Below are 13,066 nucleotides of genomic sequence, written 5' to 3' on the forward strand. Positions count from 1 at the left end.
GCCAGCATGCGACCCGCGTATCGGCAAAACATCAGCGCAAGCGCGTAGATTTCACCCACGCAGCCCGGTCACAGCCGCCGTTTCAGCCTATCCCTATACGACCGCCCGTCGGGGTCGTACATGAACCGGTACACGGGCTCGGCCCACAGCCGCGTCAGCAGCCCGAGCCGCTCGGCCTTGTGGGGACGCAACCGGCCCGGTGGCCGCGGCCCTCGACGACCGGAGTCATACCACGCCTCCAACGCCTCTGCGGCATCGACGATCTCGCCGACCGCGGCGACCAGGTCGACCAGGCCTCCGTCCTCGCTGCCGTCGTCGGCGCGGTCCAGATGCTCCCGCATCAGTTTCAGCCTGAAGTCGCGAGCGAAGGCGCCCTCTTCGTCGAGCACCGCACAGGACAACTCACTGTCGTGCGTCCACGACCGCCGGTTGAAGTTGTCGCTTCCCGAACACGCCCACACATCGTCGATCACGCAGACCTTTGCGTGTACGTAGACCGGTGTGCCCTCGTGGTTCTCGACATCGAAGATGTGCACGCGGTTCGGTGCGGCACGGTGACACGTCTCGATGGCCTGCCAACGCCCAACCTGGTTGGGTGGCAACGCCAACCGACCGTCGACGTCGGGATACCGCGGCACCACGGCGACCAGATGCAACTCGGGATTGTCCCGCAGCGCGGTGGCGAACAGGTTGGCCACCCGCTTCGACCACAGGTACTGGTCCTCCAGGTAGATCAGCCGACGGGCACGCGGCACCGCCTTGCTGTAGCCCCGTGCGATGCTGCGCTCGCCGTGCGGTGCGAAGTCGTAGGTGAAATGCGCGTCCGGATAGGTCCGCAACACCTGGACGCTGTGCGGACCGCACCGGGGCGGGTCCGGCGGTTGCTCCGGCAACGGATCGGCCGTCATGTCCGCGCCGCCGAGCTTGTCCCGCAGCCATGCCAGGGGGTTCAGCATGTCCAGCGACGCCGGATCGTTCCACCGTTCGCGAAACGTCGTGTCCAGCGCGCCGACCACCGGGCCCTGCAGTCGCAGTTGCACGTCGTGCCACGGCGGATTGTCACCGTAGCGCGGCGACATCTCGATGGCCTGGGGATCACCGCGGTGCGACGCGTCATCCCGCCGCGAGTGACACAGATCGATCCCTCCCGCGAACGCCACATCGCGCTCGGGCTGACCGAGATACCGGATCACGACCAGCTTCTGGTGGTGCGAGCCGCCGATCCGCACCCGCTGGTCCAACAGGACCTCGCCGCCGGCCTTCTCGATGTGCTCGCCCAGATGGCGGTTCTCGTCCTCGCTGTAGGAGAGCTGATCCAGATGCGACCGCCACACCAGGCCCTTGACCACCACCCCGCGTTCGGCTGCGCGGCTGAACAACTCGCGAACAGTCGGCCCGTCGTCGCGCATCTTCTCGTCGGGATCACCACGCCAGTCCGTGAAGAACACGTAGTCGCCCGGTGCAAGCGCCTCCACCTCGGTGACGAGGTGGTCGAAATAGGTCGACCCGTGCACAAGTGGTTCGACGCGGTTGCCGTCGCACCACGCCGGGAGATCCGACGCGGGGTTGCCGCGCTCCTCTGCGCTCAGGAACCACTCCTCGACGTTCACGGCCGCCGCCGCAACAGCCGGTCGCGGTACGAGCGACCATCGGGGTCGAAGATCATCCGGTAGGCAGGTTCGGCCCACAGCCGGGTGAATGGATCGACCCGCTCGCTCTCGTGCGGACGCAGCCGGCCGGGTGGCCGCCGCCCGGAACGGCCCGACCGGTGCCACTGCTCCAAAGTCTCTGCGCATGAGCAGATCTCATCAACGGCGGTGACGGGATCGACCAGCCCCTCGTCTTGGCTGCCGTCGTCGGCACGGTCGAGATGCTCGCGCAGCAGGCGCAGACGCAGATCCCGCGCGAACCTGCCGTCCGCGTCGAGCACCGCGCACGACAGCTCGCTGTCGTGCGTCCATGACCGGCGGTTGAAGTTGTCGCTGCCGACGCAGGCCCACGTGTCGTCGATGATGCACACCTTGGAGTGCACGTAAACCGGTGTGCCCTCGTGATTTTCGACGTCGAACACATGCACCCGGTCGGGTGCTGCGCGCCGGCACGCGTCGAGCGCCAGCTGACGGCCGACCAGCGTGGGCGGCCGGCCCAGACCACCCTCCAGATCGAAGTAGCGTGGCACGACCGCCACCAGTTGCAGTTCGGGATTCGAGGTCAGCGCGTCGACCAACAGGTTGGCGACCTCTTCCGACCACAGATACTGATCCTCCAGATAGATCAGGTTGCGGGCGCGCCGTACCGCTTTCGTGTAGCCGCGTGCGATGCTTCGCTCGCCCTCCTTGGCGAACTCGTACTGGATCAGGGCGTCACCGTAGGTACGAAGCACCTGCACCGCGTGCGGTCCGCAGGCCGGCGGATCCGGCGGCTGCTCCGGTAACGGACGTCGCCGCTCGTGGTCGCCACCGAACCTGTCGCGAAGCCACGCAAGCGGGTTGAACAGGTCCAGCGGCGCCCGCGCCGTCCACCGCTCCCGAAACGTCACATCCAGTGCGCCGATGACCGGGCCCCGCACCTGCAGCTGCACGTCGTGCCACGGCGGCCGCTCTCCGTACCGCCTCGACATCTGCACGGCCTGCGGGTCACCGCGATGCGACGCGTCGTCGCGACGGGAATGGCACAGGTCGATGCCTCCGATGAACGCGACATCGCGGTCCGGTTGGTCGGGATGGCGGAGCAAAACCAGCCGCTGATGATGCGAACCGCCCACCAGCACCCGCTGATCGAGCAAGACTTCCCCGCCGGCGCGCTCGATGGTCTCGGCGAGGTGGCGGTTCTGCTCCTCGTTGAACTGCAGGCGATTCGGATACGACCGCCACATCAGACCCTTGACGAGCACGCCGCGCTCGGCCGCCGCACGGAACAGTGCGGCGACGGTCGGGCCGTTGTCGCGCAACCTCTCGTCGGCGTCGCCGCGCCAGTCGGCGAAGAACAGGTGATCGCCCTCGCCGAGCGCCTCCACCTCCGTAACGAGCCGATCGAAATACGACGCGCCGTCAATCAAAGCCTCGGCCTGGTTGCCCTCACTCCACGCCGGCAGCTCCCAACTGGGGTTGCCGCGTTCACCCGCGGTGAGGAACCATTCGGCCAGCACTGACACCCCGTGGAATGCCCACTCGGCGGAGGATCTACGCCCGAAATAAGTGGCCGGTGAGAGACATATCGCAGAGATCACCGCCTTCGGCATCACTCACGACGAACTGCGCTCCCGGACAACCTGATTCGCGGTCGACGTGCGCCCGAGTTCGTGAGCGAGCGCACCGTCGATGGACGGATGGCGGAAGCGGTGACCTCGCGCCTGCAACGCGGCGGGCAGCACGCGTTGGCTGGCCTCGGCGAGTTCACGCGCCCCCTGCTCACCGAGCAGTAGTCGCGGCCCGAACGACGGTACGGGCACGACGGCCGGACGGCGCAGCACCCGCGCCAGTGTCCTGGTGTAGTCGGCGTTGCGCACCGGATGCGGGGCCACCGCGTTGACGGGGCCGTCCAGCCGGTCGTCGTAGAGCGCGCGGAGATAGACGTCGAGCAGATCGTCGAGCGCGATCCACGCCAGCCACTGTCGGCCGCTGCCCAGCCGACCACCCAGCCCGGCGCCGAACAGCGGCCGCATCAACCGCAGCGTGCCGCCCCGAGCGGACTGCACGATCCCCGACCGGACGGTGACGACCCGCAGCCCCGCCTCGGCGGCCGGGGCCGTCGCCGCCTCCCACTGCCGGACCACCTCGGCCAGGAAGCCGTCGCCGGGCACGCTTTCCTCGGTCAGCACCGCATCATCGCGGTCGGAACCGTAGATGCCGACCGCCGACGCGCTGACGAACACTCCCGGTCCGTCGTCGGTCAGCGCCGCCGCCTCGGCGAGCCGACGGGTCGGTTCGACGCGGCTGTCGCGGATCGCGTCCTTGTGCGCGGCGGTGAACCGGCCGGCGATGGACGCACCGGCTAGGTGCACGACGACGTCGACACCTTTCAGGAGGTCGGGACCCGGCCGATCCGGGTCCCATTGCCGCTCGTCCGGACCCGCCGCCGCCCGTCGCACCAACCGGATCACCCGGTGCCCTCCGGTGCTCAGGAATGCCGTCAGCGCCGAGCCGACCAGGCCCGATGCGCCGCTGACGGCGACGGTGAGCGGCGAAAGCCCGGCGTCGGCGGCGTCGCGGTGGGCGGCCAGGTCGTCGGCCAGCTGGCGATGCCGGTAGACGAACATCGGCCGCAGCACCGCCGCCGGCACCGGCGCCTCGACGCGGTCGTACACCCGGGTGCCGCCGGCGGCCTCGCCGAACTCGTGGATATGGGTCCACCGACCGACCAGGCGCGGGGGCCACGATGCCGGCCCGTCGGAGGACAGCACGTCGACGAAGCGGCGCGGCGGGTCGTAGCGCCCCGGATCGTGTTGGGCGATCCAGCGCAGACCACCCGGCAACCCGAGCACCGCTCGGCCGTCGGCCAGCGACTCCGCTTCCGCGATCACCTTCATCGGCTGCCACGGTGGAACCAGCCGCCGCATCGCTCCGGGCCGTGCGTACCACGCGAACACCTCGTCGAGCGGGAGCCCGATGACACTCTCGTATTCGATTCCCATGTTTCGATATTCGTCACCGTCATACCGATGGATTGCCTCCGGGTGGGGTACCCACGGTCGTAGTCTGACAAGGTCCCGACATCGAAGCGGCCGTCATGAACGGATGGAGTGGGCTCGCCCGCCGAAACGGCAAACGCGTGTATCAGGACCGCCGGGACGCCGGTGAGGTCCTGGCCCGCGAGCTGTTGTCCTATCGCGGTCAGGATGTCGTGGTGTTGGGACTCCCGCGCGGCGGCGTACCGGTCGCCTCGCAGGTCGCCCGTTCGCTGCATGCTCCCCTCGATGTCTTTCTGGTTCGCAAGCTCGGGGTGCCGCAGTGGGAGGAGCTTGCGATGGGTGCGCTTGCCAGCGGGGGCGGCGTGGTGATCAACGAGAACCTGGTGCGCAATCTCGGCATCGGTGACGAGGCGATGCAGGCCGCGATCGCTCGCGAAAGCGAGGAGTTGAACCGCCGCGAGCGGGCCTACCGCGGCGACCGACCGCCGCTCGATCTGACGGGCAGGACGGTGATCCTGGTCGACGACGGGATCGCCACCGGAGCCAGCATGCTCGCCGCGGTGCGTGCCGTGCGGGCCAGGAATCCGGCGCGGATCGTCGTCGCCGTCCCGGTCGGACCGGCGTCGGCGTGCCGGGAGCTAGCCAAGGAAGCCGACGACGTCGTCTGCGCGAGCATGCCGGCGGGATTCGAGGCTGTCGGGCAGGTGTTCGCCGACTTCCATCAGGTCAGCGACGACGAAGTGCGCGAGCTGCTGGCGCCCGGCGAGCCGGGCAGGCAAGGGCGGCAAGGGTTTTAGCGGCGGTCTTCGCCGGAGTCGGCTTGTTCGACGACCGTGGTCTCGTCGTCCGCGCCGGGCTCGCCCCCGTACTCGGGTTGCTCCGCGACGGTCTCGTCGTCGGGGTAGTCCTCGTAGTACTCCGGTTCGGCATCGGTTTGCGCGTCGTTCGCGGTGTCGGTCGTGCGGCCCGACCGCTCCCGCACCGCATCGACGATCAGGAGCACCACACCGATCACGCTGGCCGCGATACAGACCCAGGCGATCAGTTCATTGCTGGTGACGACCGCTGTCACCAGCGCGGCGAGGCCGATGACAGCGAGGACGAGCGCAACGATCAGCATTGATCAACCCTAGGTCAGAATCGGCTCAGTTGTTTCCCCGGTTGAACTGATTGAAGCCGCCACCGTCGTTTCCGGCGCTGGAGTCGACGGGCGCGGCCGAACCGCGCTGCCCGAGCTCCTCGAGTTGGGACTCCAGGTAGGTCTTGAGCCGGGTGCGGTATTCGCGCTCGAACGTGCGCAACTGTTCGAGGCGGCCCTCCAGGACCGTGCGCTGCTGATTGATGGTGCCCATGATCTCCGAGTGCTTGCGCTCCGCGTCGGCCTGCAGGGCATCGGCCTTCTCCTGCGCCTGGCGCAGCTGCGCCTCGGATCGGGTCTGGGCGTCGGCGAGCATCGCGTCGGCGCGCTGGCGAGCATCGGCGACGGTGGTCTCGGCGGTCTGCCGCGCCTCGCTCACAAGGGCATCGGCCTGCGCCCGCGCGTCGGCGAGCAGCTTCTCCGACTCGGCCTTGGCGGTGCTGGTCAACCGGTCCGCGGTGTCCTGGGCGAGGCTCAACACCTTGGCCGCCTTCAACGCCTGCTCTTCGCTGGACTGCGCCGAGGGCGCCTCGTAGGCCGGCTGCGGCGTCGGAGCGGGTTCGGGGGCGGGCTGCTCGTAGACGGGTATGGCCTGTGTCGACTGGCCACCGCCGGAACCGCCGGAAGCCAACTCCTGCTCCAGCTCGGCGACACGCTGCCGGAGATCCGCGTTCTCCTCGATGAGGCGCGTCAACTCGTTCTCGACCAGATCGAGGAACGCGTCAACCTCATCCTCGTTGTAGCCGCGCTTGCCAATGGGTGGCTTGCTGAACGCGACGTTGTGAACGTCGGCGGGTGTGAGCGGCATTGTCGCCCCCTATGAAGTCTGGACAGTCAACCGGTCTCAAAGTGTAAAGCGTGGGTGGAACGTAACTGGCGTCCATCCTGTCACACCAGACGCGGCCGTAGCAGAAGAGGATGAAATTAAGAGCGAATTTCAAACACGGCCGGGGGGCCGCCGATCATTTCGCCGCTCAATTTCTCCCTGGCAAACCACCGCAGAGTGGACGGCCTCAGGCCGCCGCGCCGAAAGCCAGTTGCATGCCGATGAAGGCGACGAGCAGCAGCACCATGATCGACAGGTCGAACCGCACCGCACCTATCGTGAGCTGGGGAATAAGCCGCCGAAGCAGCTTCACCGGCGGATCGGTCACCGTCATGATGATCTCGAGGATCACCACGGTCGCGCCCTTGGGATGCCAGTCCCGGGAGAACGACCGGATGAACTCGACCACGACCCGCGCGATCAGCAGGAGCCAGAAGACGAACAGGGCGAAGCCCAGGATTTCGAAGAAGAGCGACAACGCCGAGGGTCCTCACTACGGGCACAATGTGACTTTTACTACACGGTTGATACAGCCAGGTCGCGCCCGAGGCCGCTCAACCCCGGACGCGACGCCAGCCTACCCGTCTGTGAGCCGCCCTATTGATAGGAGTAGAAGCCGGCCTCGGCGATGCGCCGACGCTCCTCGGCCGTCACGTCGATATCCGCCGGCGACAGCAGGAACACCTTGGTGGCGACCTTGTCGAACGACCCTCTCAGCGCGAAGGCCAGGCCGGCTGCGAAGTCGACGAGGCGCTTGGCGTCGGCGTTGTCCATCGACACCAGGTCCATGATCACCGGGGTTCCGTCGCGGAACCGCTCTCCGATCGTGCGGGCCTCGCTGTAATCCTTCGGCCGCAGCGTGGTGATCTTCGACAGCGGGCTGCCCGCCTCGAACAATTCGGCCATCCTGCGGGGGTCCATGGCCAACGCGCCGCGGGTGGCACCGCGCATCGGGGCGAAACGCGGTGCCGGGCGGTCGAACTCGCGCGGTGCACGCAGTCGCGGCTCGAACCGGTCCTCGTAACCGCGGTAACCGCCGGGCGCGTCGTCGTAGTCGCGGTCGTCGTAGCCGCGGTGCCCCGGGCCGTAACCGTCGTCGTCGAAGCGCTCGTCTCGACTACGGCGCGAATATCCACGCGAGGCGCCGCGTTCGTCGTCCTCGTAGTACTCGTCGTCGTAGTCATCCATCGGGGCCATACCGAAGTAGGCCTTGACTTTGTGAAGTGTGCTCATCGCTCGACCCTTCTCATGCCCTGGACTCTGGTGTCTGTGATGAAGATGTGACTGGAGTGACTACTTCTGGTGAAGGTAGAGGACGTTGCCCCAATAACGCGGTACCGACACGCACACATGTCGAGCCGTGTTTGACCGCTGCTTCGAGATCGTCCGACATCCCGGCCGACAGCTCGAGGCGTTGCGAATAGTCGGCCTGAACCCGCCTGTACTCGGTGTTCACGCGTGCGAACGCCGCGTCCGCGTCCTGGTCCAGCGGGGGTATCGCCATCAATCCGGCGAACTCCAGTCCGGGTGCCGCGTGCGCCGCCGCACACAATTCGTCGACCGAGCCGGGCCGGGTGATGTCGACACCGCCGCGGCTTTCGTCGCCATCGAGGCTCAACTGGATGAAGACGCGCAGCGGTTCGGTCCGTCGGCCGTCGTCGAGGGCGGCGGCCGCCGCGCGGCTCAGGGCGTCGACCAACTTGGCGCTGTCGACCGAGTGCGCCGCATATGCCCACCCGGCTATCGATCGGGATTTGTTGCGCTGTATCCGCCCGACCATGTGCCAGCGAATGGGTCCGACACCCGGAATGGAGGCGATTTCTCGGACTTTATTCGACGCTTCCTGTTCGCGTGATTCGCCGAAAGCTTCACAGCCCAATCGGCGAAGAATAATGACATCGTCGGCGGGAAAGAATTTGGTCACCGGCAGCAATTCGATTTCGGAGACATCGCGTCCTGCGGCCTCGGCGGCGGCGGCGAGCCGTGTCCGCACCGCCGCCAGCGATTCGCTCAGCTCCAGTTCGCGCGATGACGGCACGGTGTCGCTCACTCCATCCACACCAGCGAGGCGAGCCGGCCAGTCGGGGCGTCGCGTCGATGACTGAACAGATTGCGGTCCTCGAACGTGCAGCGCGGGTCGACATCGATGGCGGTAACGCCGAAAGTCGTTAACTGCCGGTGGATTCCGGCTCGCAGATCCAGCGCGGGCGTGTTCTTCGCGCTCGTTGTGCGGCTGCCGGGCAACGCGGTCTCGACCTCGGCGGCCATGACCTCCGGGACCTCGTAATTGCGTCCGCTGATCGCGGGCCCGAGAAACGCCGAGAGGTCCCCGGCGTGCGCGCCGAGCGACAGCATCGCCTCGACGGTGCGCGCCACGACGCCGTTCTGCGTACCGACGCGCCCGGCGTGGACGGCGGCCACCACACCGGCGCGCGCGTCGCCCAATAGAACGGGCACGCAATCGGCGGTGACCACCGCCAATGCCAATCGCGGCGTGGCGGTGACCAAGGCGTCGGTCTTGTCGACCGGGCGCTCCGTGGCTTCGTCGACCACGACGACGCGATTCCCGTGTACCTGATTCATCCACACGATTCCGTCGTCGCCCAATCCGGTGGCGCCGCTGAGCCGTTTGCGGTTGGCGGCCACGGCCTGCGGATCGTCGCCGACGTGGTCGCCGAGGTTGAAAGTGTCGAACGGCGGCGCGGAGACACCGCCGGCCCGTGTCGTGGTCACGCGCCGTATGCGAACCGTCACGGTCGCCAGTATTGCCGGATCAGTGGCGCATGAACGGCGGCACGTCGACGTCGTCGTCATCGTCCCCGCCGATACTTACCGTCGCACCGTTGGTGTGCACCGGCACGCTCGCCGGATCCGCAGGCTCGAACAGCGACGTGCTCACTTTGCCGGCCTTACCCGGGGTGATGCCTTGCCCTTCGGCAGGGCTGACGACCGGTTTGCGTCCCGGACCGGCGGAGTCGAATCCCGCGGCGATCACGGTGACCCGCACCTCGTCTCCGAGCGAGTCGTCGATCACCGTGCCGAAGATGATGTTGGCATCGGGATGAGCGGCGTCCTGCACCAGCGACGCGGCCTCGTTGATCTCGAACAGGCCCAGATCGCTGCCCCCCGCGACCGAGAGCAGCACACCCTGCGCGCCCTCCATCGACGCCTCCAGCAGCGGCGAGTTGATCGCGATCTCGGCGGCTTTGAGCGCACGACCGTCACCGCGCGCCGAACCGATGCCCATCAGCGCGGTGCCCGCCCCGCTCATCACACCCTTGACGTCGGCGAAGTCGACGTTGATCAGGCCCGGCGTCGTGATCAGGTCGGTGATCCCCTGCACGCCGTTGAGCAGCACCTCGTCGGCGCTGCGGAACGCGTCCATCAGCGAGACCGCGGCGTCGCCCATCTGTAGTAGACGGTCGTTGGGAATCACGATGAGCGTGTCGCAGCTCTCCCGCAACGCCTGGATGCCGTTCTCGGCCTGGTTGCTGCGCCGCTTTCCCTCGAACGAGAACGGCCGCGTCACCACGCCGACGGTCAGCGCGCCCAACTTGCGCGCGATCGACGCCACCACCGGCGCGCCGCCGGTGCCGGTGCCGCCGCCCTCGCCCGCCGTGACGAACACCATGTCGGCGCCGCGCAGCAGCTCCTCGATGTCGTCCTTGGCGTCCTCGGCGGCCTTGCGCCCCACTTCGGGATCGGCGCCCGCGCCGAGACCTCGCGTGGAGTCGCGACCGACGTCGAGCTTGACGTCGGCGTCGCTCATCAACAACGCCTGGGCGTCGGTGTTGATGGCGATGAACTCCACGCCCTTGAGGCCCTGCTCGATCATCCGGTTGACGGCGTTGACTCCGCCGCCTCCGATGCCGACCACCTTGATGACGGCGAGGTAGTTGTGTGGGGGGGTCATCGCGATCCCTTCCTCCCAAGTTGTCCGACGACACGCCGACCGGCTTGACAGGCCCTGCAAACCCTAAACCTCAACCAGAGGGTTATAGTTATGTCAAGTTGTTCCGCGCAACCAGAACGGTAGGGCGAGGTCGCGACCTGACGATGCAGGCGCGCCGACACGCGCGACAAATTTTTTTCCGTGCATCGCGCGCTGGACATGCACGAACTCACTTCACGGTCGGCAGGTCCGGACTCGAGACGTCGTAGGTCTTCCCCGGCTGGGTGAGCAACGCCCCGAGTTTGAGCGCCTTCTCCTCGGTCCGGTCGGTCGTTCCCCACACCACCTCCCTGCCGTCGATCAACTGCAGGGTGATAGCCGCGACCGAGGGGGCCGCGATGCGGGCGACCTGCGCGGCGACCTCCGGGCGCAGCGACGTCATCACCTGCAGCGCCGCCTTGGTCGGTTCGTCGTTGGGACCGGGATTCTCGGTGTCGAGGTAGGGCACCCCCGGCGGCGGTAAGCCGATCGCGAAGTCGACGCCGTCGCGGTCGAACAGATGCGGTCCGTCGGGATAGTCCTTGACGACCACCGGCACGCGCTCGACGACGGTGATCCGCAGAGTGGACGGGTATTGCCGCTGAACACGCGCGCTGGCGATGCGCCGGATCGCGGCCACCCGTTCGGCGACGCTGTCGGTGTCTACCTGCAGCAGGGGCGTGCCCGGCGCGACGGCCGCGGCCGCCACGATCTCTTCCTGTGTCACCGCACCCACACCCGTGACCACCGTATTGCGCACCGCCATCGCCGGGGTGAAGTACAGCAGCAGGCCGAGCCCGACGACGATGACGCTGATCAGCGCCGACCACATCAGCACCTTGAGGCCGCGGACGGTTCCGCGGCGCAGTTTTCTGGTATCCCCTGCGGGTTTGCCCAGCGCGCGCCGCTTGGCCTCCCTGCGGGCCTGTTCGATCGCCATGGCGCGGGCCTGCGCTGCGCGGCGCTCCTCACGCTCGCGGCGCGCACGCCGGCGCGGACCTTCGAAATCCGTTGCTGCGGTTGGCGTTTCAGGATCCTGCGGCATCTCCTCCGGTGGCGGGGGCGGCTCCCCCGGCTCGGACGCCGTCGAGGACTCCGGAGACTCCGGGTCACGGTCGATCGGCCCGGTCATCGCGACCCCGGCGTGCTCCGGTTGGCCTTGACGCGCAACGCGGTGACGATCTCCGGGCCGAGCATCGTGACATCACCGGCACCCATGGTGACCACGACGTCGCCCGGTGCGGCGGCCTCGGCCACCCGCGCCGGCACCGCAGAGAAGTCGGGCACGTACGTGCCTGGCACGCTGATGTGTTCGACGACGCTCGCGCCGCTGACGCCCGGGATCGGCTGCTCGCGGGCGGCATAGACATCGAGCACGAACACTTCGTCGGCGCCGTCGAGCGCCTGTCCGAACTCGCGCGCGAATGTCTGTGTGCGCGAATACAAATGCGGTTGGAAGACGACGATCGAACGACCGCCGGCCTGCTCGGTGACGGTACGCAGTGCGCTGAGCGTGGCGCGCACCTCGGTCGGATGGTGCGCGTAGTCGTCGAAGACACGCACACCGTTGGCTTCTCCGACCAACTCGAACCGGCGCCGCACCCCTTCGAAACCGGCCAGCCCGTCGAGCACGACGTCGACCGGCGCGCCGGCCTCGATCGCCGCGAGCACGGCGCCGATCGCGTTGAGCGCCATGTGTCGTCCCGGTACCGCGAGGCGCATCACCCGGGGATGCGGTTCGTCGGCGAACTGGATGTGCGCCACCGCGCCGGTGTCGTGCTGCTCCCAGCTCAACAAGGTGCCCTGCAACCGACGGCTCGGGTCGCTGCCGTAGCGCAGTACGCGGATGCCCAACTCCTCGGTGCGCTCCGCGAGTGCCGCGGCTCCGGGGTCGTCGGTGCAGACCACAAGAGCGCCACCGGGTTTGAGGCGTTCGACGAAGTCGTCGAACACGGCGCCGTAAGCCTCGGCGCTTCCGAAGAAGTCGAGGTGGTCGGCCTCGATGTTCGTCACCACCGCGACATCCGGGCTGTACTCCAGCAGTGAGCCGTCGCTTTCGTCGGCCTCCGCCACGAAGCAGTCACCGCTGCCGTTGTGGGCATTGGTGCCCGCCTCGCCGAGATCACCGCCCACCGCGAACGACGGGTCGAACCCGCTGTGCTGCAACGCCACGATGAGCATCGACGTCGTCGAGGTCTTGCCGTGCGTGCCGGTCACCATGAGCGTCTTGTGGCCCGCCATCAGCTTGGCCAGGACCACCGGCCGCAGGATCACCGGGATACCGCGCCGACGGGCCTCGACCAGTTCGGGGTTTGTCTTGGGAATGGCGGCGTGGGTGGTGACGACAGCGGTCGGCCCATCGGGCAGCAGGTCCAGCGAGGAGGCGTCGTGCCCGATTCGGATCGAGGCGCCGCGGGCGCGCAACGCCGCGACCGCGCGCGACTCCTTGGCATCGGAACCCGACACCAGCCCGCCACGGTCGAGCAGGATGCGCGCGATACCCGACATACCCGCACCGCCGATACCGACCATGTGCACCCG

At 67.9% G+C, this 13,066-nt stretch carries 13 protein-coding genes; 1 reads left to right on the forward strand and 12 read right to left on the reverse strand.

Annotated elements, in window-relative coordinates:
• Positions 1 to 68 precede the first annotated feature (68 nt).
• The 3 genes from AU193_RS00675 to AU193_RS00685 form a co-directional block, all read right to left on the reverse strand.
• Entirely contained in the window at positions 69 to 1,610 is a 1,542-nt protein-coding gene (locus tag AU193_RS00675) for a phospholipase D family protein (protein WP_064420414.1), read from the reverse strand.
• Complete coding sequence (locus AU193_RS00680; protein ID WP_064420415.1) at positions 1,607 to 3,154, reverse strand: phospholipase D-like domain-containing protein; 1,548 nt, start codon at positions 3,152 to 3,154, stop codon at positions 1,607 to 1,609. Before AU193_RS00680 ends, AU193_RS00675 begins: the two co-directional genes overlap by 4 nt.
• Positions 3,155 to 3,244: 90 nt before the next feature.
• On the reverse strand, positions 3,245 to 4,633 hold the full coding sequence (locus AU193_RS00685; protein WP_064420416.1) for a TIGR01777 family oxidoreductase: 1,389 nt from the start codon (positions 4,631 to 4,633) through the stop codon (positions 3,245 to 3,247).
• Positions 4,634 to 4,728: 95 nt separating this feature from the next.
• Here AU193_RS00685 and AU193_RS00690 point away from each other — a divergent pair, with 95 nt between their 5' ends.
• A complete protein-coding gene (locus tag AU193_RS00690; protein ID WP_064420417.1) occupies positions 4,729 to 5,427 on the forward strand; it encodes a phosphoribosyltransferase in 699 nt (232 codons plus the stop codon).
• Here AU193_RS00690 and AU193_RS00695 read toward each other — a convergent pair.
• The 9 genes from AU193_RS00695 to murC form a co-directional block, all read right to left on the reverse strand.
• Positions 5,424 to 5,750 (reverse strand): phage holin family protein, encoded by a 327-nt coding sequence (locus tag AU193_RS00695; protein ID WP_064420418.1) that lies wholly within the window; start codon positions 5,748 to 5,750, stop codon positions 5,424 to 5,426. The genes AU193_RS00690 and AU193_RS00695 overlap by 4 nt on opposite strands.
• 25 nt (positions 5,751 to 5,775) lie before the next feature.
• Positions 5,776 to 6,576, reverse strand: a complete 801-nt coding sequence (locus tag AU193_RS00700) for a DivIVA domain-containing protein (RefSeq protein WP_064420419.1) — start codon at positions 6,574 to 6,576, stop codon at positions 5,776 to 5,778.
• A gap of 205 nt (positions 6,577 to 6,781) precedes the next feature.
• On the reverse strand, positions 6,782 to 7,072 hold the full coding sequence (locus AU193_RS00705) for a YggT family protein (protein WP_059098939.1): 291 nt from the start codon (positions 7,070 to 7,072) through the stop codon (positions 6,782 to 6,784).
• Between the two features lie 119 nt (positions 7,073 to 7,191).
• Entirely contained in the window at positions 7,192 to 7,827 is a 636-nt protein-coding gene (locus AU193_RS00710; RefSeq protein WP_064420420.1) for a cell division protein SepF, read from the reverse strand.
• Between the two features lie 13 nt (positions 7,828 to 7,840).
• A complete protein-coding gene (locus tag AU193_RS00715) occupies positions 7,841 to 8,644 on the reverse strand; it encodes a YggS family pyridoxal phosphate-dependent enzyme (protein ID WP_253867527.1) in 804 nt (267 codons plus the stop codon).
• Positions 8,641 to 9,348, reverse strand: a complete 708-nt coding sequence (gene pgeF / locus AU193_RS00720) for a peptidoglycan editing factor PgeF (RefSeq protein WP_064420421.1) — start codon at positions 9,346 to 9,348, stop codon at positions 8,641 to 8,643. The genes AU193_RS00715 and pgeF overlap by 4 nt, the downstream gene beginning before the upstream one ends.
• A 19-nt stretch (positions 9,349 to 9,367) precedes the next feature.
• Positions 9,368 to 10,507, reverse strand: a complete 1,140-nt coding sequence (ftsZ, locus tag AU193_RS00725; protein WP_064349978.1) for a cell division protein FtsZ — start codon at positions 10,505 to 10,507, stop codon at positions 9,368 to 9,370.
• A 208-nt stretch (positions 10,508 to 10,715) separates the two neighbouring features.
• On the reverse strand, positions 10,716 to 11,657 hold the full coding sequence (locus AU193_RS00730; protein WP_064420422.1) for a cell division protein FtsQ/DivIB: 942 nt from the start codon (positions 11,655 to 11,657) through the stop codon (positions 10,716 to 10,718).
• Positions 11,654 to 13,057, reverse strand: a complete 1,404-nt coding sequence (gene murC / locus AU193_RS00735; RefSeq protein ID WP_064420631.1) for a UDP-N-acetylmuramate--L-alanine ligase — start codon at positions 13,055 to 13,057, stop codon at positions 11,654 to 11,656. The genes AU193_RS00730 and murC overlap by 4 nt, the downstream gene beginning before the upstream one ends.
• Positions 13,058 to 13,066: the final 9 nt, after the last annotated feature.

The organism is Mycobacterium sp. GA-1285 (genome assembly GCF_001499905.1).
GTDB lineage: Bacteria > Actinomycetota > Actinomycetes > Mycobacteriales > Mycobacteriaceae > Mycobacterium.